Source organism: Neoaquamicrobium sediminum (assembly GCF_040970315.1).
GTDB lineage: Bacteria > Pseudomonadota > Alphaproteobacteria > Rhizobiales > Rhizobiaceae > Aerobium > Aerobium sediminum.
The window spans coordinates 180,571-206,536 of record NZ_JAZHFV010000004.1; the positions used below are offsets into that span (position 1 = coordinate 180,571).

General features: G+C 61.9%; 32 protein-coding genes and 1 tRNA gene. 16 read left to right on the forward strand and 17 right to left on the reverse strand.

Annotated features, from left to right (window positions below; translation table 11 throughout):
• Window positions 1-138 precede the first annotated feature (138 nt).
• The 3 genes from V1479_RS14045 to V1479_RS14055 all read left to right on the forward strand — a co-directional run bounded on the left by V1479_RS14045 (window position 139) and on the right by V1479_RS14055 (window position 4,683).
• The gene (locus V1479_RS14045) at window positions 139-1,314 is read left to right on the forward strand and encodes a phosphoserine transaminase (protein ID WP_368803431.1); all 1,176 of its coding nucleotides are present in this window, start codon (window positions 139-141) and stop codon (window positions 1,312-1,314) included.
• Between the two features lie 68 nt (window positions 1,315-1,382).
• Window positions 1,383-2,981 carry a phosphoglycerate dehydrogenase gene (gene serA / locus V1479_RS14050; protein WP_368803432.1) on the forward strand — a complete coding sequence of 533 codons (1,599 nt, stop codon included), beginning with the start codon at window positions 1,383-1,385 and terminating at the stop codon, window positions 2,979-2,981.
• 85 nt (window positions 2,982-3,066) lie between these two features.
• Window positions 3,067-4,683 carry an FAD/NAD(P)-binding protein gene (locus V1479_RS14055; protein WP_368803433.1) on the forward strand — a complete coding sequence of 539 codons (1,617 nt, stop codon included), beginning with the start codon at window positions 3,067-3,069 and terminating at the stop codon, window positions 4,681-4,683.
• A 4-nt stretch (window positions 4,684-4,687) separates the two neighbouring features.
• Here the strand turns inward: V1479_RS14055 and V1479_RS14060 are convergent, their stop codons facing one another.
• Complete coding sequence (locus tag V1479_RS14060) at window positions 4,688-5,584, reverse strand: DMT family transporter (RefSeq protein WP_368803434.1); 897 nt, start codon at window positions 5,582-5,584, stop codon at window positions 4,688-4,690.
• 207 nt (window positions 5,585-5,791) lie between these two features.
• Here V1479_RS14060 and V1479_RS14065 point away from each other — a divergent pair, with 207 nt between their 5' ends.
• Both V1479_RS14065 and V1479_RS14070 read left to right on the forward strand, forming a co-directional pair.
• The gene (locus tag V1479_RS14065; RefSeq protein ID WP_368803435.1) at window positions 5,792-7,090 is read left to right on the forward strand and encodes an adenylosuccinate synthase; all 1,299 of its coding nucleotides are present in this window, start codon (window positions 5,792-5,794) and stop codon (window positions 7,088-7,090) included.
• 73 nt (window positions 7,091-7,163) lie between these two features.
• Window positions 7,164-8,738, forward strand: coding sequence for a hypothetical protein (locus V1479_RS14070; RefSeq protein ID WP_368803436.1), 1,575 nt, complete (start codon window positions 7,164-7,166; stop codon window positions 8,736-8,738).
• Between the two features lie 86 nt (window positions 8,739-8,824).
• On the opposite strand, the gene rpoH is transcribed toward V1479_RS14070, so the two are convergent.
• Both rpoH and V1479_RS14080 read right to left on the reverse strand, forming a co-directional pair.
• Window positions 8,825-9,736 carry an RNA polymerase sigma factor RpoH gene (rpoH, locus tag V1479_RS14075; RefSeq protein ID WP_368803437.1) on the reverse strand — a complete coding sequence of 304 codons (912 nt, stop codon included), beginning with the start codon at window positions 9,734-9,736 and terminating at the stop codon, window positions 8,825-8,827.
• Between the two features lie 183 nt (window positions 9,737-9,919).
• Window positions 9,920-10,972 (reverse strand): RluA family pseudouridine synthase, encoded by a 1,053-nt coding sequence (locus V1479_RS14080; protein ID WP_368803438.1) that lies wholly within the window; start codon window positions 10,970-10,972, stop codon window positions 9,920-9,922.
• Window positions 10,973-10,996: 24 nt separating this feature from the next.
• On the opposite strand from V1479_RS14080, the gene V1479_RS14085 reads away from it, so the two are divergent.
• From V1479_RS14085 to V1479_RS14095, 3 genes are all read left to right on the forward strand, one after another.
• On the forward strand, window positions 10,997-11,383 hold the full coding sequence (locus V1479_RS14085) for a fimbrial protein (protein ID WP_368803439.1): 387 nt from the start codon (window positions 10,997-10,999) through the stop codon (window positions 11,381-11,383).
• Window positions 11,380-11,823: a VOC family protein gene (locus V1479_RS14090; RefSeq protein ID WP_368803440.1), complete on the forward strand. Its 444-nt coding sequence runs from the start codon at window positions 11,380-11,382 to the stop codon at window positions 11,821-11,823. Before V1479_RS14085 ends, V1479_RS14090 begins: the two co-directional genes overlap by 4 nt.
• 92 nt (window positions 11,824-11,915) lie before the next feature.
• Window positions 11,916-11,990, forward strand: a tRNA-Glu gene (locus V1479_RS14095).
• Between the two features lie 147 nt (window positions 11,991-12,137).
• On the opposite strand, the gene V1479_RS14100 is transcribed toward V1479_RS14095, so the two are convergent.
• The 5 genes from V1479_RS14100 to V1479_RS14120 all read right to left on the reverse strand — a co-directional run bounded on the left by V1479_RS14100 (window position 12,138) and on the right by V1479_RS14120 (window position 14,615).
• Window positions 12,138-12,326, reverse strand: coding sequence for a hypothetical protein (locus V1479_RS14100; protein WP_368803441.1), 189 nt, complete (start codon window positions 12,324-12,326; stop codon window positions 12,138-12,140).
• 246 nt (window positions 12,327-12,572) lie between these two features.
• Window positions 12,573-12,878, reverse strand: a complete 306-nt coding sequence (locus V1479_RS14105; RefSeq protein WP_368803442.1) for a hypothetical protein — start codon at window positions 12,876-12,878, stop codon at window positions 12,573-12,575.
• Window positions 12,879-12,908: 30 nt separating this feature from the next.
• Window positions 12,909-13,436 (reverse strand): hypothetical protein, encoded by a 528-nt coding sequence (locus tag V1479_RS14110; protein ID WP_368803443.1) that lies wholly within the window; start codon window positions 13,434-13,436, stop codon window positions 12,909-12,911.
• Between the two features lie 57 nt (window positions 13,437-13,493).
• Entirely contained in the window at window positions 13,494-14,321 is an 828-nt protein-coding gene (locus V1479_RS14115) for a hypothetical protein (RefSeq protein ID WP_368803444.1), read from the reverse strand.
• Between the two features lie 9 nt (window positions 14,322-14,330).
• On the reverse strand, window positions 14,331-14,615 hold the full coding sequence (locus V1479_RS14120; protein WP_368803445.1) for a hypothetical protein: 285 nt from the start codon (window positions 14,613-14,615) through the stop codon (window positions 14,331-14,333).
• Between the two features lie 105 nt (window positions 14,616-14,720).
• On the opposite strand from V1479_RS14120, the gene V1479_RS14125 reads away from it, so the two are divergent.
• The 6 genes from V1479_RS14125 (at window position 14,721) to V1479_RS14150 (ending at window position 18,777) form a co-directional block, all read left to right on the forward strand.
• A complete protein-coding gene (locus V1479_RS14125; RefSeq protein ID WP_368803446.1) occupies window positions 14,721-15,011 on the forward strand; it encodes a helix-turn-helix domain-containing protein in 291 nt (96 codons plus the stop codon).
• A 182-nt stretch (window positions 15,012-15,193) separates the two neighbouring features.
• Window positions 15,194-15,745, forward strand: coding sequence for a hypothetical protein (locus tag V1479_RS14130; protein WP_368803447.1), 552 nt, complete (start codon window positions 15,194-15,196; stop codon window positions 15,743-15,745).
• Entirely contained in the window at window positions 15,742-15,948 is a 207-nt protein-coding gene (locus V1479_RS14135; RefSeq protein ID WP_368803448.1) for a hypothetical protein, read from the forward strand. The genes V1479_RS14130 and V1479_RS14135 overlap by 4 nt, the downstream gene beginning before the upstream one ends.
• A 131-nt stretch (window positions 15,949-16,079) precedes the next feature.
• Window positions 16,080-16,544 (forward strand): hypothetical protein, encoded by a 465-nt coding sequence (locus tag V1479_RS14140; RefSeq protein WP_368803449.1) that lies wholly within the window; start codon window positions 16,080-16,082, stop codon window positions 16,542-16,544.
• A 242-nt stretch (window positions 16,545-16,786) separates the two neighbouring features.
• The gene (locus tag V1479_RS14145) at window positions 16,787-18,148 is read left to right on the forward strand and encodes a S1 family peptidase (protein WP_368803450.1); all 1,362 of its coding nucleotides are present in this window, start codon (window positions 16,787-16,789) and stop codon (window positions 18,146-18,148) included.
• A 101-nt stretch (window positions 18,149-18,249) separates the two neighbouring features.
• Window positions 18,250-18,777: a thermonuclease family protein gene (locus V1479_RS14150; RefSeq protein ID WP_368803648.1), complete on the forward strand. Its 528-nt coding sequence runs from the start codon at window positions 18,250-18,252 to the stop codon at window positions 18,775-18,777.
• Between the two features lie 109 nt (window positions 18,778-18,886).
• Here V1479_RS14150 and V1479_RS14155 read toward each other — a convergent pair whose 3' ends face one another.
• Window positions 18,887-19,114, reverse strand: a complete 228-nt coding sequence (locus V1479_RS14155) for a hypothetical protein (RefSeq protein ID WP_368803451.1) — start codon at window positions 19,112-19,114, stop codon at window positions 18,887-18,889.
• 195 nt (window positions 19,115-19,309) lie between these two features.
• Between V1479_RS14155 and V1479_RS14160 the strand changes: the two genes are divergently transcribed.
• Window positions 19,310-19,525 carry a hypothetical protein gene (locus V1479_RS14160; RefSeq protein ID WP_368803452.1) on the forward strand — a complete coding sequence of 72 codons (216 nt, stop codon included), beginning with the start codon at window positions 19,310-19,312 and terminating at the stop codon, window positions 19,523-19,525.
• Between the two features lie 251 nt (window positions 19,526-19,776).
• Here V1479_RS14160 and V1479_RS14165 read toward each other — a convergent pair whose 3' ends face one another.
• The 6 genes from V1479_RS14165 to V1479_RS14190 are packed head-to-tail and all read right to left on the reverse strand — an operon-like array spanning window position 19,777 to window position 22,353.
• A complete protein-coding gene (locus V1479_RS14165) occupies window positions 19,777-20,028 on the reverse strand; it encodes a hypothetical protein (protein WP_368803453.1) in 252 nt (83 codons plus the stop codon).
• Window positions 20,025-20,465, reverse strand: a complete 441-nt coding sequence (locus tag V1479_RS14170; protein WP_368803454.1) for a DUF5681 domain-containing protein — start codon at window positions 20,463-20,465, stop codon at window positions 20,025-20,027. The genes V1479_RS14165 and V1479_RS14170 overlap by 4 nt, the downstream gene beginning before the upstream one ends.
• A complete protein-coding gene (locus V1479_RS14175) occupies window positions 20,462-20,731 on the reverse strand; it encodes a terminase small subunit (protein WP_368803455.1) in 270 nt (89 codons plus the stop codon). The genes V1479_RS14170 and V1479_RS14175 overlap by 4 nt, the downstream gene beginning before the upstream one ends.
• On the reverse strand, window positions 20,724-21,521 hold the full coding sequence (locus V1479_RS14180; RefSeq protein WP_368803456.1) for a phosphoadenosine phosphosulfate reductase domain-containing protein: 798 nt from the start codon (window positions 21,519-21,521) through the stop codon (window positions 20,724-20,726). Before V1479_RS14180 ends, V1479_RS14175 begins: the two co-directional genes overlap by 8 nt.
• On the reverse strand, window positions 21,521-21,994 hold the full coding sequence (locus V1479_RS14185; protein WP_368803457.1) for a hypothetical protein: 474 nt from the start codon (window positions 21,992-21,994) through the stop codon (window positions 21,521-21,523). Before V1479_RS14185 ends, V1479_RS14180 begins: the two co-directional genes overlap by 1 nt.
• Window positions 21,994-22,353 carry a hypothetical protein gene (locus V1479_RS14190; protein ID WP_368803458.1) on the reverse strand — a complete coding sequence of 120 codons (360 nt, stop codon included), beginning with the start codon at window positions 22,351-22,353 and terminating at the stop codon, window positions 21,994-21,996. The genes V1479_RS14185 and V1479_RS14190 overlap by 1 nt, the downstream gene beginning before the upstream one ends.
• Window positions 22,354-22,403: 50 nt before the next feature.
• Here V1479_RS14190 and V1479_RS14195 point away from each other — a divergent pair, with 50 nt between their 5' ends.
• On the forward strand, window positions 22,404-22,676 hold the full coding sequence (locus V1479_RS14195; protein ID WP_368803459.1) for a hypothetical protein: 273 nt from the start codon (window positions 22,404-22,406) through the stop codon (window positions 22,674-22,676).
• On the opposite strand, the gene V1479_RS14200 is transcribed toward V1479_RS14195, so the two are convergent.
• Complete coding sequence (locus V1479_RS14200) at window positions 22,660-24,663, reverse strand: hypothetical protein (protein ID WP_368803460.1); 2,004 nt, start codon at window positions 24,661-24,663, stop codon at window positions 22,660-22,662. The genes V1479_RS14195 and V1479_RS14200 overlap by 17 nt on opposite strands.
• Window positions 24,663-25,637 carry a hypothetical protein gene (locus V1479_RS14205; RefSeq protein WP_368803461.1) on the reverse strand — a complete coding sequence of 325 codons (975 nt, stop codon included), beginning with the start codon at window positions 25,635-25,637 and terminating at the stop codon, window positions 24,663-24,665. Before V1479_RS14205 ends, V1479_RS14200 begins: the two co-directional genes overlap by 1 nt.
• Window positions 25,638-25,966 lie beyond the last annotated feature (329 nt).

Below are 25,966 nucleotides of genomic sequence, written 5' to 3' on the forward strand. Positions count from 1 at the left end.
AGCAGGTTGCGAGCGTCAGCATCCATTTCGGAGATAAGGGCTTAAACGCTCTTGCGGATATTCGGCGCTTCCGCTAATGCCGTCCGTGGGCCACCCCTCCCCAACGAGGGGCGTGCTATCTGAAAGGGTAGAACCACAATGACGACATTTGCCAAGCCGGACGTGCGTCCGGCAAATTCCAATTTTTCTTCCGGACCCTGCACCAAGCGCCCTGGCTGGACGCTTGAAGCACTCGCCGACGCGCCGCTCGGACGGTCGCATCGGGCCAAGATCGGCAAGGCGAGGCTCGAACGGGCGATCGAACTCACCCGCGACGTTCTGCGCGTGCCGGCCGACTGGCGTATCGGCATCGTGCCGGCTTCCGACACGGGCGCCGTCGAAATGGCGCTCTGGTCGCTGCTCGGCGAGCGCGGCGTCGACATGGTCGCCTGGGAATCGTTCGGCTCCGGCTGGGTGACCGACGTGGTCAAGCAGCTCAAGCTCGCCGACGCTCGCAAGATCGAGGCCGGCTACGGCGAACTGCCCGATCTCGACCAGATCGACTTCTCCCGTGACGTGGTCTTCACCTGGAACGGAACAACGTCCGGCGTGCGCGTGCCGAATGCGGATTTCATCCCGGCGGACCGCGAGGGCCTGACGATCTGCGATGCCACCTCGGCCGCCTTTGCCCAGCCGCTCGACTTCTCGAAGCTGGATGTGGTGACCTTCTCCTGGCAGAAGGTGCTGGGAGGCGAAGCCGCGCACGGGATGCTGATCCTCAGCCCGCGCGCCGTCGAGCGGCTGGAAAGCTATACGCCGGCATGGCCGCTGCCGAAGATCTTCCGGCTCACCAAGGGCGGCAAGCTGATCGAAGGCATCTTCAAGGGCGAGACCATAAATACGCCGTCGATGCTGTGCGTTGAAGACTATATCGACGCGCTCGAATGGGCTGTCTCCGTCGGCGGGCTTGATGGGCTCGTGCAGCGGGCCGACGCCAATTTCGCGGTCATCGACGCCTTTGTCGCAAAGAGCCCCTGGCTCGGCCATCTGGCGGTTGAGCCGTCAACGCGCTCCAACACATCGGTGTGCCTGTCCATTGTCGATCCGGACATTGTCGCCCTCGACAAGGAAGCGCAGGCCGCGTTCGCCAAGAGCATGGTATCGCTGCTCGACAAGGAAGGTGTCGCCTATGACATCGGCCATTATCGAGACGCGCCTCCCGGACTTCGCATCTGGGCCGGGGCGACCGTCGAGACAACTGATCTCGAGCGGCTGATGCCATGGCTCGACTGGGCCTTCACGACCCAGAAGGCTGCGCTCAAGGCGGCTGCCTGACGCCATTCAAAGGCCGCGCCAAGCGGCCTTCCATTCCCGTTTTCCAAGACATGACGAAGGAGGCCATCATGGCGCCCCGCGTACTCGTTTCCGACAAACTCTCCCCGACTGCGGTCCAGATATTCAAGGACCGTGGCGTCGAGGTCGACTACCTGCCGGATCTCGGCAAGGACAAGGAGAAGCTGCTTGAGGTGATCGGGCAGTATGACGGCCTTGCGATCCGTTCGGCTACCAAGGTGACCGAGAAGCTGATCGCGGCAGCGACCAATCTCAAGGTCGTGGGCCGCGCCGGTATCGGCGTCGACAATGTCGACATTCCGGCTGCATCGCGTCGCGGTATCATCGTGATGAACACGCCTTTCGGCAATTCGATCACGACCGCCGAACACGCGATCGCGCTGATGTTCGCGGTGGCGCGGCAGCTTCCCGAGGCCAATGCGTCGACCCATGCCGGCAAGTGGGAAAAGAACCGCTTCATGGGTGTCGAGATCACCGGCAAGACGCTGGGCGTGATCGGCTGCGGCAATATCGGCTCTATCGTCGCCATGCGCGGCGTCGGCCTGAAAATGCACGTGATCGCCTACGACCCGTTCCTTTCGGAAGGGCGCGCATCCGAGCTGGGTGTCGAGAAGGTCGAGCTCGAAGACATCTTCGCGCGGTCGGACTTCATCACGCTGCACACGCCGATGACCGACCGCACGCGCGGGATCATCAACAAGGACGCCTTCGCCAAGATGAAGGACGGTGTGCGCATCATCAACTGCGCGCGCGGCGGCCTGATCGTCGAGGCAGACCTGATCGAAGCGCTGAAAAGCGGCAAGGTTGCGGGCGCCGGCATCGACGTCTTCGAGACCGAGCCGGCCACCGACAGCCCGCTGTTCGGCATGGAGAACGTGGTCTGCACGCCGCATCTCGGCGCGTCGACCTCCGAGGCGCAGGAAAACGTGGCCCTGCAGGTTGCCGAGCAGATGTCGGACTACCTCGTCAAGGGCGCGGTCTCCAATGCCATCAACATGCCGTCGATCACGGCGGAGGAAGCGCCGCGTTTGAAGCCTTTCATCAAGCTCGCCGAGGTACTTGGCGCATTCGTCGGCCAGGTGACCGAAGAGCCGATCCAGGAGGTCGAGATTCTGTTCGACGGCTTGACGGCCGAAATGAATACCCGCGCGTTGGTCTCTGCAACGCTGGCCGGGCTGATCCGTCCACAGGTTGCCGATGTCAACATGGTTTCGGCTCCGATCATGGCGAAGGAGCGGGGCGTGATCCTCTCGGAGGTCAAGCGCGACAAGTCCGGCGTGTTCGACGGCTACATCAAGCTTACGGTCAAGACCAAGAGCAAGACGCGCACGATCGCCGGCACCTGCTTCTCGGACGGCAAGCCGCGCTTCATCCAGATCAAGGGCATCAATCTCGACGCCGAGGTGGGCGAGCACATGCTCTACACCACTAATGCCGACGTGCCGGGGATCATCGGTCTTCTGGGATCGATCTGCGGCTCGAAGGGCGTCAACATCGCCAACTTCCAGCTTGGCCGCAACAAGCCGGGCGGCGACGCGATTGCGCTGCTCTATCTCGACGCACCGTTCCCGCAGGACGTGCTGGCCGAGCTGCGCGCCGATCCCAAGATAGAGTCGGCCAAGCCGCTGCATTTCGACGTGGCGGCGTAAGCGCCAAAGGAACCAAAACAGCCTCCCAAGGCTTATTGGGAACGCTCGTGCGAAAGCGCGGGCGTTCCTTTATGTTGGGGGTGTCGTGAATTCCGGCAAGATTTCAGCGCAGGCGCTGCGTGTCGCGATCGTCGGTGGCGGGCCGCGTGGGCTGGCGGCTGTCGAGGCGTTGGCGGACCATATGCGTGATCGCACGGCCGCCGTGACAGTGTTTGAGACGCACACGGCGCCGGGCGCCGGACCCAATTATGCGCCGGAGCAGACGCCGCTCAACCTTCTCAACATTCCCTTGCGCGCGATTGACCTGCCTGTGCCGAAGCACGGCCAGTCATTCGATGCCTGGCTCGATGGAGCGTACGGGCCGGATGAGTATCCGCCCCGCGCGGTGATCGGCGCATATCTGCGGGCTCGATTTGCGGCCCTGCGTGAAAGGTTGCCGATGGAGGTCATCGGTCACCACGTAGTAGCCTGCGAACCGGGGAAGGGCGGTTGGCTGCTGCGCACGGACGAGGGAAGCGATCACGGCCCGTTCGACGAGGTGCTCTTGTGCCTAGGCCATCAGCCGGTGAAGGACCGGCAGATAAAGCGCTGGCGCGAACATGCGCGCGACGCAGATGCGGTATTGTGCAAAGCCTATCCCAGCGCGGCCCTGCTGGCGGCGACGGATTGGCAAGGCAGGACTGTTGCGATCCGTGGCTTCGGCCTTGCGATGATCGATGTCACGAGAGTGCTGACAGAGGGCTTGGGAGGGCGGTTCGAGACCGAAAGTGATGGCCGACTGACCTACATCGCCAGCGGTCGCGAACCGGTAAAGCTGGTGCCTTTTTCGCTTAACGGTATTCCTCCGGCGCCGAAGCCGGCAACTGCGGCAGCAGATCAGCCCTACAGGGTGGAGGAGCGTGAGCGGCTTGCCTTCCGCGACGCGGTTGCCAGCGTGATGGAACTGGCTGACGGCGATCTGAAGCCGATTTTCGACATTTTGGCGGAGATGGCCGGCGCAAGGCTGCCGGAAGACGACAAGGGCGCGGTGTTCGCCTGGCTGCGCGACGGCGCAGAGGACGACCCCGATGTGCCGGACGATGGGCAGCCGGCGGAGGCGATGAGGCTTTATCTCGCGATGGCGCTGGGCAAGGCTAAGCCCTCCGTCGGCTACGTCACCGGGCAGGTCTGGCGGCACCTCCAGAACGATCTGCGCATCGCTTACAATCCGGCGCCTAAAACCGCTGCGGTCGCTGAAGCGCTGATACCGTTCGACGATGGCCTGAAGCGGTTCTCGTACGGGCCTCCGGCCGAGGCCACCGCGAGGCTATTGGCTCTCATCGACGCGGGAAAGCTGACACTACGACGGGTGGACGATCCCGATATCGAACTCGTCGACGGCGGCTGGCGTATTGCCGAGAATGGAGGGGCAGATGTGGCAACGGCGATGGTGGATTCTGTCCTCGCTGGGCCGAACATCGCCAAAGTGTCTTCACCCTTGATAGCCGATTTGCGTGAGCGCGGGTTTGTCTCGCAGCTTGGCAAGGGGCTCGGTGCATCGGTTCGACCGGACGGAAGGATCATCGATGCAAAAGGCGAGCCGGTGGAGGGTCTTTCGCTGCTGGGCAGACTCGCCAACGGGTCGGTGATTGCCACCGATTCCCTGCACGACTGCTTCGGCGAAGCGGTGAGACGCTGGGCCAGACGTGTGGCTGGCAGATGATAGATCAGGAACCGGCAGCCCGTTTCCTGCCGCTCTGTTCGGCCAGCCAGATGCCGCCCAGCACCATCACCAGCGCGATCGCATGGTAGAGATGGAAGGCTTCGCCAAGAATCAGGATCGACAGAAGCGTGCCGAAGATCGGCACCAGATTGATGAACAGACCAGCGCGGTTGGCCCCGATGAGTTCGACGCCGCGCATGTAGAAGGCCTGCGAGGCGATGGAGGGCAGGATGGCGGTGTAGACCACGATCATCCATCCGCGGGTGTCCGGCCAGGTTACCCGCTCGGTCGCGATTTCCCATGCTGCGAAGGGCATCGAGGACAGGAAGGCGGCGAAGCACATAACGAGCATGAGGCTCTTCCAGTGGATCGCCGGCTTGTATCGCAAGGCCACGGTGTAGCCGCCGTAAAGCACGATCGCCGCGAGCATCAGCGCATCGCCGAAATTGACGTCGAGTTCGGCCAGCCTCGTCAGGTCGCCGTGGCTTGCTGTCAGCGCCACCCCCACCAGGGACAGGGTAAAGCCGACTATCTGGCCAGGCGAGACGCCCATTCGGTAAAGTAGGAAGTTGGCGAGGAAGATGAACATCGGCATGCCGGCCTGCTCGATCGACACGTTGATTGCAGTGGTGAAGGTGAGCGCCGAATACATCGCCGCGTTGAACATGGTGAAGCCTGCCATGCCGAGCAGGAAGAGAAGCGGCAGATTGCGTTTTACCACGGACCAGTCGCGGCGAAGCTGCGGCAGTCCTATCGCTGCGATGACAAGCACGGCTAGCGCCCAGCGCAGTGTCGTCAGCAACATCGGGGATATGTGACCAACGGCCAGCTTTCCCGCAATCGCGTTGCCGCCCCAGAACAGGGTCGTCAGGATGAGGAGCAGATAGGCATTGCGGAACATGGATGCGGCCGGCCGGAGCAGAATGCTGAACTGGGACCCCGCCTAGCCGCCCGTGCCCGCGGGCGCAATGTGCCAAGGACGGATAAATCGCGGCAAAGTCGTGAGCGAACGCGGCAAGTGGGGGTCGCGTATCGAAAGACTTGACGTTATAGAGGCCTGTCATTTTGCCGGGCAGGGCCGTCCGGCCTCATCAGAAGGGAAGTTTCCATGGCCAATGTGGTGGTCGTCGGTTCGCAGTGGGGCGACGAAGGCAAGGGCAAGATCGTCGACTGGCTGTCTCAGCGCGCCGACGTGGTGGTGCGCTTCCAGGGCGGACACAATGCCGGCCACACGCTGGTGGTCGACGGCAAGGTCTACAAGCTGTCGCTGCTGCCTTCCGGCGTCGTACGCGAGGGCAAGCTGTCGGTGATCGGCAACGGCGTCGTCTTCGACCCGCACGCGTTTGTGGCCGAATTGTCGCGAATCCGCGAACTTGGGGTCGATATCGGCCCGGATCGCCTGAAAATAGCCGAAAACACCGCTCTTATCCTGTCGCTTCATCGTGAACTTGACGGGTTCCGCGAGGATGCTGCCTCGAATTCCGGTACCAAGATAGGAACCACACGGCGCGGCATTGGCCCTGCCTATGAGGACAAGGTCGGGCGCAGGGCAATCAGGGTCATGGATCTCGCGGACATGGAAACGCTGCCGACCAAGGTCGACAGGCTCTTGACCCATCACAACGCCCTGCGGCGCGGGCTGGGCCATGGCGAGGTCGCGCATGAAACCATCATGCAGGAACTGACTTCGGTGGCCGATCAGGTGCTGCCCTACATGGATCGCGTGTGGAAAATCCTCGACGACGCACGCCGCGCTGGCGAGCGAATCCTGTTCGAGGGCGCGCAGGGTACGCTTCTCGACATCGACCAGGGCACCTATCCGTTCGTCACCTCGTCGAACACGATCGCCGGACAGGCCGCGACCGGTTCCGGTGTCGGGCCGGGCGCGATCGGATATGTTCTGGGCATCACCAAAGCGTATACGACGCGCGTCGGCGAAGGACCGTTTCCGACCGAGCAGGATAATGAGGTCGGCGAGTTTCTCGGCACGCGCGGCCATGAGTTCGGCACGGTGACCGGACGCAAGCGCCGCTGCGGCTGGTTCGACGCCGTCCTGGTGCGCCAGGCCGTCGCCGTCAACGGCATCGACGGCATCGCCCTGACCAAGCTCGACGTGCTGGACGGGCTGGACGAAATTAAGGTCTGCACCGGTTATCGGCTCGATGGCGAGACGATCGACTACCTGCCGGCAAGCCAGGGCGCGCAGGCGCGCGTCGAGCCGATCTACGAGACGCTCGAGGGCTGGAAGGGAACGACGGCCGGCGCGCGGAGCTGGAACGATCTGCCAGCACAGGCCGTAAAATATGTGCGCTACATCGAGGAACTGATTGGCGCGCCGGTGGCGCTACTGTCGACCAGCCCCGAGCGCGAGGACACGATACTTGTTACGGACCCGTTTCAAGACTAGGTTTGGCAACCCTTTCCGGGACCGTTGATTTGGTCCTCTGCCGACCCGGAAACATGCGAGGACGATACAGAGAATGGCGGATTTCGTTGCGGTTCTGAGAAAGACGATCGACGCGCTCGGCGACAACACACCCGAGATGCGCGAGAAAGTCTATGACAAGGCCCGCGCCACCATCGAAGCGAAGCTGGCGGCGATCAACCCGCCGCCGCCTGCGGCCGTAGTCGAACGGCAGCGGAAGGCGCTGGAGGACGCGATAGCCGTTCTTCGCGCCGACTATGCCGAGGCAGATGACAGCGAGGATGACGACAGCCTCAACGACGCTTTCGCGACCCTTGAAGGCATAGGCACGCCGGCTCCCGCGACATCCGCGTCGGCTGCTGTACCAGAAGCTGAGGCGGCCAAGCCCGTGGTCGCGCCAGTTTCCACGGCGGCGCCCGAGCGTCCCCTGGCCGGAGAGCGGCCTGCCGCAGCGTCGTCTGCCGTCGATCCTGCCGCCGATGATTTCGCACCACAAGATGATGTAACGCCAGAATCTTCCGATAAGCCTGAGACTTTTGCTGCACCGGCGCGGGAGCGCAGCGCGCCCAGCGCATCCAGAAACCGCACGGGCCTGATGATTGGAGCATTGGTCCTTCTGCTGTTGGTTGCGGGCGCTGGCTATGCCGTGTGGATGAACCGTGACGACCTGTCGACGGTAGTCAGCACGGATGCGGGCCAGGACGAGCAGCAAGCGGCGGCGCCTGAAGGTGCGGAGACCGCAGAGGAGCTTAACCAGACACCGCCGGAAGAACCCGCTGCCGAAGAAGACGTCGCGAATCTTCCTGCTGCGGAGGAGCCGGAGACATCACCGGCACCGGCCGAGCAGCCGACGACAGACAGCGAGCCGGAGAAGTTCACCCAGCGTCTGATGCCCGATGGCAGCGAAGTCGATGAAGGTCCGGCCGGTGGCGAGCCGACTGTCGGCGAGGGGACGTCTATTGCATCGGTCGCCCAGCCGGAGGGCGGTCCTTCCGAGCCGGCACAGGCTGGTGAAAATCAGACCGCGGCCGAGTCCGGCGAACAAGGCGGCGAGCAGTCTGCGCAGCCCTCGGTCGCCGTCGGCCAGCGGGCGATCTTCTATGAGGAACGCACCAGCGCCGCACAAGGCTCGGCAGAGGCCGGATCGATCGTCTGGTCGACGGTGCAGGAATCGCCCGGAGGCGACCTGCCGCCGGAGCCGGCCATCCGCGCTGAAGCAACGATCCCCGGCAAGGACATCCAGCTTCGCATGACGATCCGCCGCAATGGCGACCAGACGTTGCCGGCAAGCCATATCATCGAGATGATCTTCCTGACCCCGGAAGGTTTCGAGGGCGGCGCGATCTCGAACGTCTCGCGCATCGCCTTCAAGGAAACGGAACAGGCGCCGGGCAATCCGCTCATCGGCATTCCGGCTAAGATCGCAGACGGTTTCTTCCTGATCGCGCTCGGCGATGCACCGGCGGAGGTGGAGGCCAACACCACGCTACTTCGCCGCCAGAGCTGGGTCGATATTCCGATCGTGTACCAGTCCGGTCGCCGCGCGCTGCTTTCACTTGAAAAGGGCATTCCGGGCGACCGCGTGTTCCAGGATGTGCTGCGCGCGTGGGATGAGGCCAGCAGCGGCTGAACCTTCTGTTTTGAGTTTGAACCAAAAGAAAAGCCGCCGGATCTTGCGACCCGGCGGCTTTTGATTGTCACGCTACCGCGCCACCGTCAGTGGGCAGGCTCCGCATCAATGGTACGCAGCGACTGTGCCTGACGGCGCGCCGCGGCCTTGACCGCATCCTGAACCTTCTCGAAGGCACGAACCTCGATCTGGCGCACGCGTTCGCGGCTGATGTCGAACTCGGACGACAGCTCTTCAAGCGTCATCGGCTCTTCCGAGAGGCGACGAGCCTCAAAGATACGGCGCTCACGGTCGTTCAGCACAGACATGGCGCTGGCCAGCATGTCGCGGCGATTGTCCAGTTCGTCCTGCTCGATCAGCATGGCTTCCTGGCTTTCGTGATCGTCCACGAGCCAGTCTTGCCACTCGCCGGATTCGCCTTCGGATGCCCGGATCGGGGCATTCAGCGACGCATCGCCCGACAGGCGGCGGTTCATCGAGACAACCTCTTCCTCGGAAACGTTGAGGCGGGTGGCGATCTCGGTGATTTGCTCCGGCTTCAAATCGCCCTCGTCGAGCGCCTGAATCTTGCCCTTCACCTTGCGCAGGTTGAAGAACAACCGCTTCTGGTTGGCGGTGGTGCCCATCTTCACGAGGCTCCACGAGCGCAGGATATACTCCTGGATCGAGGCCTTGATCCACCACATGGCATAGGTCGCGAGGCGGAAGCCGCGCTCGGGCTCGAACTTCTTGACGGCCTGCATGAGGCCGACATTGCCTTCCGAAATGACCTCGCCGATCGGCAGCCCATAGCCGCGATACCCCATGGCGATCTTGGCCACGAGACGCAGATGGCTTGTCACCAGCTTGTGGGCAGCGCCGGTGTCTTCATGCTCATGGTACCGCTTGGCGAGCATGTACTCTTCCTGCGGCTGGAGCATGGGAAAACGTCTGATTTCCTCGAGATAGCGGGAAAGTCCGCCTTCTCCGGAAACGATACTGGGTAGTGACTGGGCCATGAAGCGCCCTCCCTCATCTTGCGTGTTCTGCCCCCAAGGATGGCGGGCATCCGGCGCAGCCGCATTCTGGCGCACAACGCCGTTAGACCTTCAATATAGGTGTGTTTGCGGCAAAATCACGGTCTGTGAACACAGAAAACAGTGTGTCACCCGGGCTTGAACAGCCGGGGCAACCCTCGTGATTTAGGTATTGCCACCCTTGGTCTTCAAGTCCCAACGGCGAAAAGCGTCGAGGAGTTCCGCGAGATCGACCGGGTGGGGCGCCTCGAAACGCATCAACGCATCCGTGGTTGGGTGACGGAAGGCGAGCAACCGGGCATGAAGTGCCTGCCGTGGGAAGGCGCGGACGAGGCTGCCGAGCGGCTCTTCCAGCTTGTTGGCCTTGGTGAAGAAGGCTTTGCCGTATTCTTGATCGCCCAGCAGCGGATGGCCGATATGGGCCATGTGAACGCGAATCTGGTGGGTCCGGCCGGTTTCCAGCCGGCATTCGACCAGCGAAGCCATGGCCGTGGCATCCGGCTTCTCACCGAAGCGCTCCAGAATCGTGAAGTGCGTGACGGCGCGGCGCGCGTCGGCCGCCGTTTCGCGCACCACCGCCTGGCGCGTGCGATCCGTTCCCGATCGACCCAGTGGCGCATCGACCGTGCCGGTGACGCGGGCGGGCGACCCCCAGACCAGCGCGTCATAGGCACGCTCCAGATCGCCGGTTCGGCCGTGGTCGGCGAATGCCTCCGACAGGGCCCGGTGAGTGCGGTCGTTCTTGGCGACAACGAGCACGCCGCTCGTATCCTTGTCCAGCCGATGCACGATGCCGGGTCTGCGAACCCCTCCAATGCCGGAGAGTGACGCGCCGCAGTGATGAATCAGCGCATTGACCAGCGTGCCGGTCCAGTTGCCCGCCCCGGGGTGGACGACGAGGCCAGCCGGCTTGTTGACGACTACGAGATCGTCATCCTCGAACAGGATATCGAGCGGAATGTCCTCACCTTCGGGCGCGGCGGGTTCGGGCTCGGGCATCGCCAGCACGATGCGGTCGCCTGTGGTCAGCTTGCGCTTGGGCTCGGCTACGGGCGCACCGTTGACACTGACGGCACCCTCACGGATCAGCGCCTGGATGCGGCTGCGCGACAGGTCCGGGCCGAGGCGCGCGGCGAGCCACTGATCGATGCGCTCTCCGCCGGCATCGGCGACGAACTCTTTCAATGCGGCTTCGGCTTCGTTATCAGGATCGCTCATCGATCAACCGGACCCGACATGCCCATGGCCGCCCCCCTAGACGACGAACAGGAAAAGCCGCTCGACCCCGCGGTCGAAAGGGTCCGGCGCAAGCTTGTGCGGTTCGTCGCGATCAATCTGGGGCTCCTGTTTCTCGCCCTTATGGCGGTGGTGGTCGCCATTGTCTACCGCGCCAGCCGCGTGGAGGAGCCCGTACCCGCCGCAGTCTCGGAACTGCCGAGGCCGGCGGACGGCACCGTGCTCGAAGGCGAGATCGCGCTGCCGCGCGGCGCGCGCATCGTCAGCCACGCGCTTTCGGGCAGTGTGCTGAGCCTGCAGCTTCAACTACCGGATGGAGAGCGCTCTATCCTGCTCTACGACACGGTCCGTGGCGAACCCGTGGGCCGCTTCGCGGTTCGTGAGGCGCAATGAGCGCCGGCGGCACGCAGATGGAGCGGCCGAAGCTTGGCCGGCTCGCCACCGTCGCAATCGTCGTGGGCGATTATGACGAAGCGGTCGCCTGGTACCGCGACCGGCTCGGCCTTGATGTGGTCGAAGACACCGATATGGGTGAGGGCAAGCGCTGGGTGGTCGTCGCGCCGTCTTCGGGCGCCGGCGCGCGCATCCTGCTTGCAAAGGCATCCGGCGAGGCGCAGCAGAGCCGCATCGGCAACCAGACTGGCGGGCGTGTGGGCTTCTTTTTCGAGACCGACGATTTTGCGCGCGACCATGCCCGCATGATCGCCCAGGGCGTTGTTTTCAAGGAAGAACCGCGTCATGAGCCTTACGGCACCGTGGCCGTCTTTGCCGATCTCTACGGCAATCTCTTCGACCTGATCGAGCCACGCAAGGCAGCCGCGACCAAGGAATAACGCCCGACGGAAAAATCAGCGGCTGCAACAGGAAATGGACTTGGCGAGGTTGCATTCGCGAAAATTCCCCTCTATATCGCCGGTTCTGGCAAGCGCCCATCGTCTAGCGGTCAGGACGGCGCCCTCTCACGGCGCAAACAGGGGTTCGATTCCCCTTGGGCGTACCAGCAATTTCAAGTACTTAGCTCTACCCGCGCCAGATACGTCTAATATTCGTCAAATATGCAGCTCCTAGCGAGGCAAATCCTCGCCTGAAATCGGCGGTCTTGCCGACTGCTCTTTGATGCTGATGGGGCAGGGGAGTGGGGCTGATGTCACCTATCACCCCTGAGCAACGCAAACAGCGCCACCGCTCCAAGGACGGCGATTTGAGCCAACCGCTCGGCCACCTGTTTTCGCGATGCCTGTGCATCCGGCCCGACCGATGCCAGCCAGATAGCGGCGAAGGCGAACAGCAATGTCAGAGCGAGCGTAGCGGAAACGGCAAAATCGAACTGCATCACGTTTCACCTCCAGTAGATAAAGTGGAGGGCATGATGCGCCGAGGCTGACGGGGGTGGATAAGCAACCGTCCTATGGATAGCGATGCAGGACGAGCCGGCGCAGCTCGCGAGCGAGCCAATTGCCTGAGAACGCCGGCCCGCCACAGCCTTGCGGCTGCACAGCGACTGTCGACTTCGATGGCGTTGGAAGCAATCGCCGGCTGATTCTGTCCACGCCTACGCATGGGCAAGGTTAACGCCTGTCGGCTATTGCCTGCGCCAGTTCATTCCGGCCTCGATAGCGCTCAACAGCGCCAGGGCCTCCCCTGTCGGGTCTTTGACATCGTGCATGTTGCCGTAGTCCGCAGGGTTAGTCTGGAGCATGCACAGGAACGTTTCGACAAGCTCCTGAGCTGAGGCCGGATCGGATAACCGGCTTGCGGCCGCTTCTACCAAGCGGCGCGCGTGGTCTACATCAATCGCCGCATCGGCGAGTAGCAGCGCCCGTAGCTGCACGACTGCTGCTCTCGCGTTTACCGACACGCCCTTACCTCGCTCTGCCACCGCAGGCATGTTGCAGCCTGTAACGTCGGTGACAAGGGACTAAGGGTGCGCGTCCTCGTTGTCGCCCCAAATAAAGCCGGGGCCATCGTATTCGCCGTGATCGAGTTCTAGATCTGTGCTGCCTCCCGCGAGGTCGCAATCGCGTTCGTCGTCGCCCTCTCGGTCATCGGTGGGTTCGCCGGGAAGGCAGCCGCGCCCGTGGCCAGTCCAACCTAGTTCAGGCTCCCCGTCCGGATGAAGCCACGCTTCGATGGTTTCGAGCCGTCGCACCTGATCGATTTCCTCGGTTGCTCCTAGTTCGGCTTCGAGGTCATCGCGGCCGGCGCTCAGGTTGAGTTGGCTGCCCTCATCATGCCAGCCCATCGAGTATTCGCTATCCGCGCCCGTGAAGACATCGTCATCGTGCGGCTCATCTAGAATGTCGCCGCCATGTTCGTCCTCCGGTTCTCGGTCGGGGTCACCGTCTAGTGCGTCAAGGACACGCAGCAAACGCTCTATCGCGTCCTCCAGAGCGTGGCGATCGATGGGCAAACCTCTGGCATTCGCCCGCGTGACGTCGTTCGTCATGGTAATCTCCTGTTGAACAGCAGGTGACTGGTAGGCAGGTATCGCGCCGGCTACGGATCAGACTTGTGGGACTGATACGCGGGTCAGCGTGTTGATAAGGGCGTCAAAGGCATCTGTTCCTTCACCGAATTTGCTAAACAGGCTCGGCAGGAGCATCTGGACCGCCTCGGCCTTGAGAGCCACGCCGGCTGTGGTGAATGCGGTCTGCTTGCAAAGAGCAGCGACGGCGCTATCGCGCTTCTGGATCGCAGTCGCCACGTGCATTTTTACGCCTTCGACGCCTGACACGTTGCGCAGTCGAGCGGTTTCCGCCTCGTATTGGATTGCCAACTGAAGAGCCGTTTCGAACTTGCGGCGCGCTTCTTGAATCCAAGCGCGGTTACGAGCGAGAGCGCGGGGTGTCCTGCCGGTAGGCTTAAGGGCGCGAAAAGAATTGACGCGCTCTTGAAGGTCGATGGCAGTGTCGAGCTGAAAACAGGTTTTTTCGTTTGTCTGCCGGAAGCACTTCGACAGCCTCTTTGTCAGTGGTGCTGTATCACGGGGAAGCGGTCGACCTGCAAGATCGGTTTCGAGAACCGCATCTCCCCGCAAATACGGTGATGCATTGGCAGCGCCAAGGATTTCCTCCGGTGCGAGCGGCCAGAGGTGACGGTATTCGTCCACCAGCCATTCAAGCGCGTCTCTCGCAGCCTGCAACTCGGCATCCGCTGCCAACACCGCCTCATGCGCTGCCAGTAGCTTCGGATTCTCGGAAGGGGCTGCAACGGTTCCCTGGCCCATAGGCGCGGCAACAGCAGCGACGGCGGCGGGCGCGGCGGCTGCCGTACCGACCGCACCAGCGGCGGCGGTGTTTCGTAGGAAATGGCGGCGAGTGATGGTCTGCATGTCTTCCTCCTATGCAGCGAGCGCGGCCAGCTCGGCATTGAGCCGTGCGCGCGTGGGTTCGGTGTTGATGTGGAAGGACTTGAACTTGAGGGCGTCGATTTCGGCGCGGATGGCATCGGCGCGGCGTTCGGCCTCGCCCATTGCGGCGCGCTTGGCTTCAGCCCATGCGCAACGCAGCTTCCAAGCGAATTCTGTGCGGTCGAAGGCGCGGGGTCCGTGGATGCTCTCGCGCACTGCATGCCAGCGGCGGTAGTTCTCCCAAGCGGTGCGCATGATGGTCTGTCGGTCAAACATAACGTTGATCCAATGCCTAACGATTAACGTTAAGATGAACCTAAATCGTTGCATATGGCGTTGTCAAACGATTTTCGTTATGGTGACGCAAAAAGGAGATGCAGATTGCTTACACCATCACAATGCAGGGCGGCGCGCGGCTTGGTCGATTTCTCGCAGCAGCAATTGGCAGACGCGGCCAAGGTCGGACTATCCACGGTGCGGAATTTCGAGGCTGGTAGGAGCGTCCCGGTTCACAACAACCTCGCGGCAATCGTCGCAGCCTTGGAAGCGGTGGGGGTCGCTTTCATCCCTGAGAACGGCGGCGGCGCGGGCGTGCGTCTAGCTCGCCGCAGTGGATCAGAACCGGAATCGGGGACGCGTCCGCAAGACCTCAATGCCAGCAATGATGATTGAGCCGCGACGCCGCTGCGCGACTCAGCCTGCCGCGTGCCGAAATCACGAATCCTATATCCCCATCAATCCTCGTGAAGTCGGTGGAATGCGAGAATTACGTAAGGGCAGCACTAGCTAACAGTTGAGTAGATTTTCATGCTCCGCGCGCGGTGGGCGACCCCAGGTCAGCGGAGGAATTGACCATGCATGGAATGATAGGCCGCGAAAGCAGTCCGCCACGCCCCATCGTAAGGCGTCACAGCGATTGGACGCTCAAAGAACACGAGGTAGTCGTCTCGTTCTGGCCGGATATCGAGGAAATTGAGAAGCGCCTGCCGCACCGCACCAAAGCCGCAATTCGCGGCTTCGCGGGCAAGTGCAATCTGCGAAAGCAAATACACTCGTGGACTGATGAACAGCACAGCATTCTGCGGCAGCGGGTTCGGCATGGTGTTCCAACGGCCGAAATTGCGAAGGAGCTGGGGCTAACGAGGCTCCAGGTTGTTAATCGAATGCAGTATTCCCGGCTCACCTATCCACGCCGGCCGCCGAACCCAACAGGCAACGAACTCATCGATTCGATCCGCAAGCGCGCGTTCGAGTGCAACGTCTCGATGAAGGAACTAGATGAGGCGTGCAAGTCGGGGGCGCAGTTCAGACGATACTCAGCAAGCCGCCGCATTCACATCAAACATGTCGTTCGGGCAACGAAGGTTCTCGACGGGGATCTAGTAATTCGCTGGAGCGACCAATGATTCCGACGCGGGCCGAGATAGAGGCTGAGGTGGAGCGCCTCATTGCGATGCTGGACGAAATGGACGGCGATCCAGATTTCGAGTCCGAGCCGCCCGAAGAACAGCATGACACCGAGACCGATCTAACGTGGAACAGCGGCGTCGCACCGAACTGGTTTGTTGTTGCCGAAACCGCCCGCCGTAAATCGAAAGGCAGGCGCTAGAAACCCAACAAGGCCTAGGCAGCGGGCGGCTGCCCCACGGACACCGCCCGTCGTCCTGAACCCCTCATACCTAGTCGGCTAGACTCTCACGGGTTTACGCGCGATGGTTCGCTCGGGTTGGGAGGGTACACATGAAATATCTAAGCTTGGCGGCTCTTGTCGTTCTTGCCGGTTGTGCCGGCACGAACGCAATTCGAACGTCTCAAGACACGGTAATCATTCAGGCGAGCGCAGCTCCGGTGTGCGGAAGCATAGGGGCAGCCAAGGTTGCCCAACGGCAGGCGGCAATCGAAACCATCAAGGCGGGGTTCGACCGCTATATCATCGTGAACGCTGCATCTGCCAACAACGTGAGGGCAAGCCAGATGCCTGGCACCTACCACACGACCGGCCAATACGGCGGCGGATGGATGAGCGCACAGACAACCTATACGCCCGGTCCAGTCATCTATTCCGGCAGCCATGACCAATCATTTGCGGTGAAAATGTTCCGCGAAGGTGAGCCGTACGCCGCTCAGGCAATCTCGGCTCGCGAGACCTTGGGGCCGAAATGGCAGGAAGCGATAAAGGGCGGATCGCTGACCACATGCACGTAGGCCGGGAGGGGAATATGAAGGTCACACTATCGGCTGCGATAGCCGTCCTGCTGGCGCTTACTTGCACGGCGGCTGCCCACGGCGGGGGTTGCCGCAAGAGTTCGCCAGCAGGCCAATGCTGCCACGCCGACAACAGCAACGGCGGGCGCGTGCACTGTCATTGATGCGAAGACGGCTACGCGGGGCGCTATTTGCACGCGATTGGGCGTTCGACTACGATTAGCGCCGGCTTGGGGTTGATCATGTCGCGTGTCGTTGCTGCCGTCTCTGGAATCCTTTTCTCGTGCCTCGTAAACGCCGCAGGCGCGCAGCCTGAAGCTTCCAGCTCAGGCTCAGGATTCTTCGTGAACGGAGACGGCTGGGTCGTCACCAACGCCCATGTCCTCGAAGGCTGTACCAAGGCCAGCGTGCCGAAGCTTGGCGGTGCGACGGACTGGATCGTAGATAGACAGAATGATTTAGCGGCAGTGAAGGTGGCCGGAGGTGCGGGCAAACCGTTCTTGCGACTACGCAGCCTAGCGCCGCGCCTCGGCGACGACATTGCCGCTTTTGGTTACCCGCTGGACGGCGTTTTATCGGATTCCATCAAGGTAACGACCGGGAACATAAACTCCCTTGTGGGCATCGACAACGATACGCGTTACCTCCAGATATCGACACCGCTCCAGCCGGGCAACTCAGGCGGACCTGTAGTGGATCGCTCCGGCTCGGTCCTTGGCGTTGCGACGGCCGTGCTTGGATCTCGGTTCGCAGAAAACACAGGCATTCTCCCTCAAAACGTCAATTTTGCAGTTCGCTCAAACGTTCTGGAGCTATTCCTGCAAAGCAGAGAGATCGAATACGAATCCGCACCACGTTCAAACGATGAGCTTAAAAGCGCTGATCTCGCGGAGTTGGTAGCGCCAGCTGTCGTTCAAATTCGTTGCCTTTCAGAGCCCCCTGCACCGCCTGTTGCGACCGATCCTCCCTCCGAGCAGGAAGCAGAATCCGGCGCGTTGCCAAAATTGGGTGCAGAGGAACTGGCTGCCATTTTTGCACATGCCTATCATGGAGCTTGGTCATCTCCGAACGAAGCAGCACTCACATTCATGAGTGGCATCTACACGGAGAGCATCGAATTTTATGGCAACGTAGTCTCTGCTGCGGCTGTCATGGAGGAAAAGCGCAAGTTCGCGCTGCGCTGGCCCGTTCGAGACTACAGTGTTCGTGACCGCTCCCTCTCCGTTGCCTGTAAAGACTCCGTTTGCTCCGTTTCAGCGGTCGTTGATTGGTTCGCGCATAGCCCTGCGAGGGCGCGAAGCTCTAATGGAGTTGCTTCATTCGAGTTCCAGATCAATATCGATCGTCTGTCCGTGATCCGAGAGACCGGCAGCGTGCTACGCGGCCAGGCTGCTAATCCCGAAGGGATGCTAACCCGTTGGCAGGACCAAAACGGGAAGTGCAGAGGTGGTTCAGGCGATTCCCAAGAGACGCTCCGCGCTTGCGATGCCAGGACACATACTGAGAAATCATTGGCCGCTGCCGGTTGGTGTTACGGGCGACAGGGCGAGTACGGCCACCAGATGGAATGGCATCGCTGTGATGCGCGTTCAATTCGGAACTGAAGCCCGTGTTCGCATTGATTGCCGCCACAGTTCTAGCCTGCTCCAGCCTCACCGCCGTTGACGGAGATACCATCCGCTGTGGCACCGAACGGATGCGCGATATGGGACCAGGAGCGCCCAACAAGAGCGGCTATGACGCGCCAGAAATCCGAAACGCCAACTGCGCAAGCGAGAGGCTGTTGGGTGAGCAGGCCCGTATGCGCCTTCAGGAGCTTCTAGACCAGCCAGGAACGCGGGTAGAGGATAGCGGGCGCAAAGACCGCTACGGGCGCGCTTTGGTCGTCGTGAGGCTCAAGAGCGGCGTCACTGCCGGCGAGGTGCTGATGCGCGAGGGATACGCGGTAAGATGGCAGCCCGGATATAAGTCTTCGTGGTGCGAGGGGGCGAGTGCCAACCAAGGCGGCGACCGGGCAGGACTATCTAGCGGCGGACGCTCTGAGAGAAGCAGCCGAGGTAGCGGCGGCGGTAGTAGCTATGGTCGCGAGGATTCAGCGTTTCCAAGTTTGACCGTGACCGTACTTGCCGTCGTCTGCGGCGGGTGGGGAATACGGTCCCTCATCAGAAATATACCTGCGTGGCGGCGCAATAGGGAAAGCGCAGCGGGCGGCAATTGCAGCCCAGCGAGCTGAATTGGAGGCTAGCAGCTCAGCTCGTTACGCGCGCTTGGCTCGTAAATCGGCAGAGCTGGAGACGGAAGCGTTCAAGAAATGGCGAGAAGGTTGACAGCGCTTTCAATCGCTATTGCAGCCGCCTTCCGTCACCGGCTGCCGACACACCCTCATAAATCCGTTTCACGTTAGACAGCAGCGTTGCGCGCCCCTCGGGGTCGTTAGCAAGGAATGCGTTCGCCACGCCTATCAGCGCGTCAACATCCTTCTGCTTGAGCGAACTGAGAGCGTTTGCGAGGACCGCCCCTAGATACGCCGTCTCGAAATCAACCTCAGGCTTTGGCCGGTCGGTGGTCATGGAAATTCCTCCGTCTGCCATCAAACTGGATAGGTCGAGCCTACGTTAGAGCGGCTGAAGGCGCAGTCCCTGAATTCCGGTAGGGGAATTACCGAGGGCGAGTGCTATTCTTCTCGCCACCGCACCCGCCGAACCGACGACACCGCCTGACAGTCCCGCTTGACAAAAACCTCCCTTAGCACCCAGATCTTTGCCATGGGAGAATACCTGAACCACCAGCTGGAATGTCCCTACTGTCTCACGATCCGGCTGCGGCTGCCGGCTGAGGCCAAGCCATCAGCGCAAATCGTGTGCGACGACTGCGGTGAATTTCTCGGAACATGGGATGAGCTGCTGAGCGACTTCGAAAAGCAGGGTGGCGAAGACGGTGTTTTCCGGCTCGACAAGGGCCGGATAAGACGCGTTGATTGAGACGGGGCGATAGTGAGTACAGTAAGCCAACTGCGACCGGAATTCCAAATCAGGTGCGGTCTGACAGCGAGAGGAGCCTGATTAGCAGAACGTCAGTTCCTTCAGGCCTGGCATCTAGCTCTTGTGCTTTTGCGTCTCGCAATGCCGCTGCTTCATCCTCATCAGTGATGCATAACCTCACCAGCTTCGGCACCGTCGCAGCCGGCCGGGCCCGCTCCAGCTTTTCCAGTCTGCGGCCAAGGTCCACCATCTCAAGCGCCTCCACTCACGCTCAGGATGCGCGGGGCGATCTGGCTTGGCGGCTGGCCCTCTGGCGTCACGATAAGCCGGGTTATGACGATATCGCGCCCCTCTGGCGATACTGCATGGCCGCTCTGCCTCAGCAGTGCATTGGCATCCCCATCCCAGCCGGCTGGAGCCACGATGCGCACCACGCGCGAGACAATGCTCTGTGAGCCGAGTGTCATTTCCTCCAGCTTCGAAAGACGGGTTGCCAGGTTCATAGCGCGGCCCTCACCTCAAGTGCTGCAATCCTGCTCGCGAGCTGTTCCGTCTCGATAGCCTTGCGCCGCGCGTCCAGCAGCCCAACGATGACGGCTCCCTCGTCAGGCGAGATGATGCCCTCGGCTACTTGTGCCGTGACCTCGCCAATCGCGCCGGGGATGTCTTCCGCCTTCGACACCTCGGGTAGATCGAACTCGAAGCGCGTTCCCTTCCGGGGTGGCCATACCCTATCAAGGATGATCCGTGCGGCCTGTGCATCACCTTCCTTGGCCTTGTCCATCATGGCCTTGATGATGTCCTGCACCTCGCCCTCCCCAAGAGCGTCCAGAGCCACGAGCGCCTTGGAGCGCGAACCGGCACGCCTGCCGCGTGGGTTGCCTGACTGCCCCGGCTGAAAGCGCGTTTCCTTCGGCGGTTCGGATTGCTTGTCCGTCATGCTGAGCCCGTCTCGATGATGATGAAAGTCTGTTCCCTGCCCTGCTCTGGCAGGGGATGATGCAGAGCGCGGCCATTGACTGCGACATCATCCATGATGTGCTGCCACACGGCGCTGATGACGCTTTTGACGGTTGGGTTGTCCATACACTCGGCAGCGAAAGACGACGCCGTTGCGCCCTCCCGGCCGATCCGCTTGGCGGCAGCGGTAGCGTTCACGTCAACGAAATACTCGCTGACGAATGCAAACTGGTCCTGGCTAAGCATCAATCCCTCCAGTTGCCGCAAGAGCCTGCTGCATTCTCATGGCGGTATCGTTGATGTGTGCGTGTATCTTCCGGGCGGTCGGCACGACGGCACGCGCAAACTCGGGATATTCCCTGGAAACGTAGCGGCCATATGCCTGCGCGTGTTCGCCGCTCCAATGCGCGGGGCAAATCCAGCAATCGAGAGAGTCAGGCACTTCCGAATAGTGCGATGGCAGCTCGACGCCCTCTGCATCGGCGAACGCAAACACGTCCTCGTCCGTCCAGTCTTCGATTGGGGAGACCACTGTCACATGTGGCGGGGTCTGGTCGTTCTTGCCACTGAACCGCCAATCATCAGCCTTCCGTTGCCCGTGCAGCAGCGTAAGCGGGCCGGCGTGGTTCTGGCAAAACACCTTCACCGGGAATGCCTTCGACGCGGTGCAGCACATCGGCCACGGCTGGAGCCGCATGCCCTTCTCGCCGGAGAAGAAGTCCGGCACCGTTATGACCTCGCTAGGAAGCCCGCTCGCTTCCCACGCCAACATCAGATCCGACTTGAGTTCAACCAGCCCGAACCGCTCGCCATGCCTGCGAACTAGCGCCTCCACATGGGGGAACGTGTAGCCAGTGTTCGACCACACCAACTTGAAGCGCCCTTGATGTGGCTCGCACAGCTTCAGGATGACGAGCGAATCCTTGCCCCCGCTCATGGACAGGTAGACGGGCTGTTGTCTGGCGAAGATATCCGCAATTGCGGCCTCAGCCTTCTGCTTCTTTGCAGTGAGTTCGGGGGAGACGGCCATGGGCATCAGTTCAGCGCCTCTCTATTGGTGGTAGGCGTAAGGAGCACCACGGCTGAGAGGGTGAGCCGGTCCAGCTTGGGGCCTTTGCCTTCCGGCTCTCGGCAATCGATGACCGCGCTGTCCTTCCATGCCATGGCGTGCTGAATGCCCAGCACTCGCAAATGAGCATCGGGGGCTGTCACCACGGCTGTTCGCGACGGCAGCAGGGTCTTGAGAGCATCGGAGGTAGACAGGCGTAGCGAGGGGTTACCTGTGGCCTCTGTAGACAGGCATAGGACGGCATTGAAGCCTAGCGACAGAAGCGGCACCGGGACCGCCAGGAGATTGACACCGCCCACCGGAGGCAATGAGGGATACCCATCGCCGTTGCACGGCACGCCGAACGCTTCAGCGACTTCCTCATAGGTGCGATCGGTCGCGGTTGCGAAGGCCGCAATCATGCAGTCGTCATGGGTGCGCTGGGGGACGTAGGCGACCATCACTGACGCCCTCCGAGAATATCGAGGCTCTGAACGGTCAGGTTCTCGACCGCAAACAGAGCCTTTGTGAGCATGTCCTGCCCGATGGCGTGATATAGGTCGGCGTTGTCGTCATTCCCCTGCACACGGTAAATCGCTGCCATCTCGTGACACCCGCGCGCGTAGATGATGAGGTTGGACAGTTGGGCTTCCGTGCTTGCGCCACCGCCGTAGACCTGCGCAATGGCACCTGTGACGGCGTCCAGTTCTTCCGGGTTCGTCGGATCAAGAACGGCATCCGTCAGGCGCGCGCTGACAGCTTCCATCACGTCAAGAATGGTCGGGATAGAGCTGCCGGGGGTGTTTGCTTCCGCTTTCATCGGTTTCCGCCTATATTCTCTGCACAGCACCTGAACGGATGGCTTCGCCCATGGACCAGAGACCGCATAAGACCGAGCAAGCCCCGAAAGAGGCGAAGCCCAAAGCCACAGCGATTTCCATCATCACGACGGCTGTAATCCTCGGCGTTGGCCTGTCGCTCGCCCGGGGCGATGCTGAGGGCATTCCTGCCTACGACGTGCCATGGCTCATTGCCCTGGCGCTGTTGGCTGGCGGTCTCTATTTCGGTGCTGTTCATTTGCTCCTGAAGGGTTGGGACAGGGTGTGGGCTTCGCTCAAGGCTCGGGTCACCGGGCGGGCGTGACAGTCAGCTCAAGCGGCTGACGGGGCGACGTTCCAACCGCAAGGCTCTGGATAATCTCGCGCGCTTTCGCAGCCGTCAGGTCTCCCCTGCGCTGCGCAGCCTGAACGGTCTTGATGACCCTCGTCATCGCCTTTGGATCGCGCGACGTGAGCAGCTCCCCGAGTTCGCTCAGGTTCTTTTCGTTCCACGCTGTCCGAACGCCACCAGTGAGGCGGTCGCCAAGGCGAGCTAGGGAGTCACCCACATTGAGGTTGAGGGCAGATCGGAGCATGCCGCGCTCATCACTGCCACGGATGCCCAAATCCTTCTGCGCCATCTGACGACCGGCCGTTACAGACTGCCCGGTGATTTCCTGATTGGTGGCCGCGAACGTTGTTTCCGCGTGCAAGGATTGCAGCAGACGCGATGCCTGTTCATCCCCCAGGATGATGCCCAGCTTTTCCTTGTTCCAGCCCTTGTCGAACAGAGAGCGGGCAGCGAGCGCATCATTGCGAGCCGTGCCCATGTTCTTGGCGATTTCCGCCCGTGCGCCCTGCACGAAAGCATCCTTCTCCGCATCGCCCATCTTCATCATCTGCGTGCGAAGCTGGCTCGGGGTCAGGTTGCGGGAAAAGACCTTCTGGCCTTCCTCCAGCGAATCCAGCACTGAGGCGGGACCGGAGAACGCCGCCCGCGCCTGCTTGTATTCCGGCACGGCTTCATCAACGAAACCGATGAGCTTCTTGCGGAGCTGGTCGAAGATGCGGGCCTCGTTGTTGTTCCCGGCCCGCTGTGCAGTGGAATACATGTCGTCAAGCGCACGCTTGGTCATGTCCAGTTCGTAGACGCTAGGCGTGCGCGAAATCTTCACCGCGCCATCGTCGGCTATGTTGGCAAACCAACCACGTGTTGCCACGTCGAAGGTCTCGTCATCCGAAGCAAGCCGTTTTGCTGCCTGCATGGCACGTCCGACCGAAGGGCGCTTCAACAGGTTTTCCAGCTCCTGCGTGAATGGCACGGGCTTGGAATAGGCTGCGTTATAGAGCGGCTTTGCAGCAGCCGAACGCTGGGCAATGATGTCGTCGGCAAGAGCAACGGTATCCACCGGAGCGCCGAGAGCATCGTCCAGGGTGACGCCAATGCGGTTACCGGCACGAGCCTGGCGACCTGTCACCGCAGAGCGAACCACCTCCTGCCCGCGTCCTGGGGTGGTGGCGATTGCGCCGGCCTGTCCCCTAAGATTGGGGCCAAGGTCCATTGGCATTGCGTCAGGACCAAGTGCCGAGAGGCGGGCGCCCATGTCATCGACCGCATCGGCACCGGCCGCGCGTGCTAGATGGCCCTGAGCCGGCGTGACGCCCGCAGCCTTGCGATAAGCCCACCGCCCCACACCGCCAACCGCATCGCTGAGCGCGGGCGCTAGGGCCCCGATAGCTCCACCCGTAACTGCGCCAGGGATGATTGCATCGGCACCGTGGCGCACGCCGGCATCCGCGCCGCCGATAGCTGCACCGGATGCACCGCCAGCCAGCGCACGCATGGCTAGGGGGCCGGCATTGGCACCAAACAGACCCGGCGCGGCTGCGACCGCCGGCAAGGTACCCGCCACGCCGCCAAGAACGTTGCCCGTGAAATTGACATACGGATGCTGCGCAGAGGCCTCATCGACCATCTGCCCCATTTCCGCGCGAACCTCCTCCTGTGGCCTGCCCGTGAGTGTCGAGCCGGCGAAAGCTGCCGCGTTCTCAATACCGGATTGCAGGTAGGGGCCGGCAACCGGTATGCCTTCCACAAAACCCGAAAGGGCGGACTGGAGAGCCGGCGCAGAGGATCTAGCAGGCTGGCGCTCGACCAGCCCGGTTTCGGGGTCGTAGCCTTCGACGCCAGGAGGAATGAACTCCGGCACGCCGGCATGACCTTGCGATGCCCGCTCACCGACAATCGGGGCTGCGTCCCACCAGTTCTGAGGCTGGCTGACGACGGGTGCGGATTCCCACCAATTGGCCATTAGGGCTTCCTCCGAACCGTGCCGTCAGGGGCAACAAACTGCGTGCCGCTCGGAAGCCGCTTGTAATCCTCCACGTCCATAATCTGGCGCGGAGCGTCATTAGTCGCGGTCTCGAAAAGCGGGTTGGCGTTGGCATAATCGCGAAGATACGAGTTGAACCCGGCATCAAGCCGGCCATTCTGCTGCACGTACTCGTCAGCGATGCGGGCGATTTCAATCTTGCGCTGTTCCATCAAGCGATAGGCTTGCAGCATGCGCTTGTTGCCTTCGGGCGAGCGATCGATGCCGATCTGCGAATCCTTCAGGAACTTGATGTCACGGTCGGACAGTGCGCCGGGCATACCCATGCCGCCATCAGGCGAACGCATCATCAGGGCCATGCGGTTCTGAACCGAACGGATCAACTCGCCACCGGCCAGCTTTTCCGGGTCTGTGTCGATACCCATGGCCGCGCCCAACTGGCGAAGGGTCAATTCGGTTTCAGCGCCGAAACCGGTACGCACGCCGCTGTCGAACGCCTGTTCAGCAAGGTCGTACATGCCGAGCATCTGCTGCGAATTCATCGCGCCAGCAGTGATGTCATCATAACGCTTCGCCCAAAGCTTAGCGCTTTCCGTGTCCCACGCCTTTTCTGCCGCAAGGTTGTTGTTAATGGTGGTCGCGCCGGCCTGCTTCATCTCCATCTGCCAGGAGCGGAAATCGCCCTGATAGCCTTCGCGCTTGGCCTGCTGGTATTCGCGGATGTCGGTCGTCTTTTCCGCGTTGGAGCGCTCGAAATCGAATTTGCGTTCATCGAGACCAAGGCGGCTGGATTCGTAGGGCGACATGCGCGGATTGCGCAGGTTTTCCACCTCAAGCTGGGTCTTCTCGCGCTCCAGTTGATTGCGTGGGTCACGCGCATCTACGTACTGCTTGAGGTAGTGCTGCAAGAGCGGCGGATTGGCAGCCAGGCCGCGCGCCGTCCCCTCGTCCAAGCCCTGCTGCTGGAGCCAGTTGACCGTCTGATTGACCTTCTGGCCCTCGCCGCCGCTTAGCCAATCCGAGATGCCGGAAAGGAAGCCACCGCCCCGCTTCTGCCCGCCATGCGGCTGACTGCCCGTGTCGAAACCGAGATGCGCCTCGTTGCTCATTGAGGTCGTACGAGGGCGCAGGGCCGAACCAGACTGCTCGAACGCAGGCGGCATATTGTCGGACTGCTGCGGCGTCTGCTGCTGATTGAATATGGCATCGGTGCCGTAGAGCCGGGCGACAAGCTCAGCCTGAGAGCCGAGACCGGCAGCAGCCAGCCTTTCCGGGTCCATCA

Bases quoted from the DNA above. Each gene is read 5' to 3' on its own strand.
- V1479_RS14045 (WP_368803431.1), top strand. From the start codon at position 139: ATGACGACATTTGCCAAGCCGGACGTGCGTCCGGCAAATTCCAATTTT.
- serA (WP_368803432.1), top strand. From the start codon at position 1,383: ATGGCGCCCCGCGTACTCGTTTCCGACAAACTCTCCCCGACTGCGGTC.
- V1479_RS14060 (WP_368803434.1), bottom strand. From the start codon at position 5,584: ATGTTCCGCAATGCCTATCTGCTCCTCATCCTGACGACCCTGTTCTGG.
- V1479_RS14065 (WP_368803435.1), top strand. From the start codon at position 5,792: ATGGCCAATGTGGTGGTCGTCGGTTCGCAGTGGGGCGACGAAGGCAAG.
- V1479_RS14070 (WP_368803436.1), top strand. From the start codon at position 7,164: ATGGCGGATTTCGTTGCGGTTCTGAGAAAGACGATCGACGCGCTCGGC.
- rpoH (WP_368803437.1), bottom strand. From the start codon at position 9,736: ATGGCCCAGTCACTACCCAGTATCGTTTCCGGAGAAGGCGGACTTTCC.
- V1479_RS14080 (WP_368803438.1), bottom strand. From the start codon at position 10,972: ATGAGCGATCCTGATAACGAAGCCGAAGCCGCATTGAAAGAGTTCGTC.
- V1479_RS14085 (WP_368803439.1), top strand. From the start codon at position 10,997: ATGGCCGCCCCCCTAGACGACGAACAGGAAAAGCCGCTCGACCCCGCG.
- V1479_RS14090 (WP_368803440.1), top strand. From the start codon at position 11,380: ATGAGCGCCGGCGGCACGCAGATGGAGCGGCCGAAGCTTGGCCGGCTC.
- V1479_RS14105 (WP_368803442.1), bottom strand. From the start codon at position 12,878: ATGCCTGCGGTGGCAGAGCGAGGTAAGGGCGTGTCGGTAAACGCGAGA.
- V1479_RS14110 (WP_368803443.1), bottom strand. From the start codon at position 13,436: ATGACGAACGACGTCACGCGGGCGAATGCCAGAGGTTTGCCCATCGAT.
- V1479_RS14115 (WP_368803444.1), bottom strand. From the start codon at position 14,321: ATGCAGACCATCACTCGCCGCCATTTCCTACGAAACACCGCCGCCGCT.
- V1479_RS14120 (WP_368803445.1), bottom strand. From the start codon at position 14,615: ATGTTTGACCGACAGACCATCATGCGCACCGCTTGGGAGAACTACCGC.
- V1479_RS14130 (WP_368803447.1), top strand. From the start codon at position 15,194: ATGCATGGAATGATAGGCCGCGAAAGCAGTCCGCCACGCCCCATCGTA.
- V1479_RS14135 (WP_368803448.1), top strand. From the start codon at position 15,742: ATGATTCCGACGCGGGCCGAGATAGAGGCTGAGGTGGAGCGCCTCATT.
- V1479_RS14140 (WP_368803449.1), top strand. From the start codon at position 16,080: ATGAAATATCTAAGCTTGGCGGCTCTTGTCGTTCTTGCCGGTTGTGCC.
- V1479_RS14145 (WP_368803450.1), top strand. From the start codon at position 16,787: ATGTCGCGTGTCGTTGCTGCCGTCTCTGGAATCCTTTTCTCGTGCCTC.
- V1479_RS14150 (WP_368803648.1), top strand. From the start codon at position 18,250: ATGGGACCAGGAGCGCCCAACAAGAGCGGCTATGACGCGCCAGAAATC.
- V1479_RS14155 (WP_368803451.1), bottom strand. From the start codon at position 19,114: ATGACCACCGACCGGCCAAAGCCTGAGGTTGATTTCGAGACGGCGTAT.
- V1479_RS14160 (WP_368803452.1), top strand. From the start codon at position 19,310: ATGGGAGAATACCTGAACCACCAGCTGGAATGTCCCTACTGTCTCACG.
- V1479_RS14165 (WP_368803453.1), bottom strand. From the start codon at position 20,028: ATGAACCTGGCAACCCGTCTTTCGAAGCTGGAGGAAATGACACTCGGC.
- V1479_RS14170 (WP_368803454.1), bottom strand. From the start codon at position 20,465: ATGACGGACAAGCAATCCGAACCGCCGAAGGAAACGCGCTTTCAGCCG.
- V1479_RS14175 (WP_368803455.1), bottom strand. From the start codon at position 20,731: ATGCTTAGCCAGGACCAGTTTGCATTCGTCAGCGAGTATTTCGTTGAC.
- V1479_RS14180 (WP_368803456.1), bottom strand. From the start codon at position 21,521: ATGCCCATGGCCGTCTCCCCCGAACTCACTGCAAAGAAGCAGAAGGCT.
- V1479_RS14185 (WP_368803457.1), bottom strand. From the start codon at position 21,994: ATGGTCGCCTACGTCCCCCAGCGCACCCATGACGACTGCATGATTGCG.
- V1479_RS14190 (WP_368803458.1), bottom strand. From the start codon at position 22,353: ATGAAAGCGGAAGCAAACACCCCCGGCAGCTCTATCCCGACCATTCTT.
- V1479_RS14195 (WP_368803459.1), top strand. From the start codon at position 22,404: ATGGACCAGAGACCGCATAAGACCGAGCAAGCCCCGAAAGAGGCGAAG.
- V1479_RS14200 (WP_368803460.1), bottom strand. From the start codon at position 24,663: ATGGCCAATTGGTGGGAATCCGCACCCGTCGTCAGCCAGCCTCAGAAC.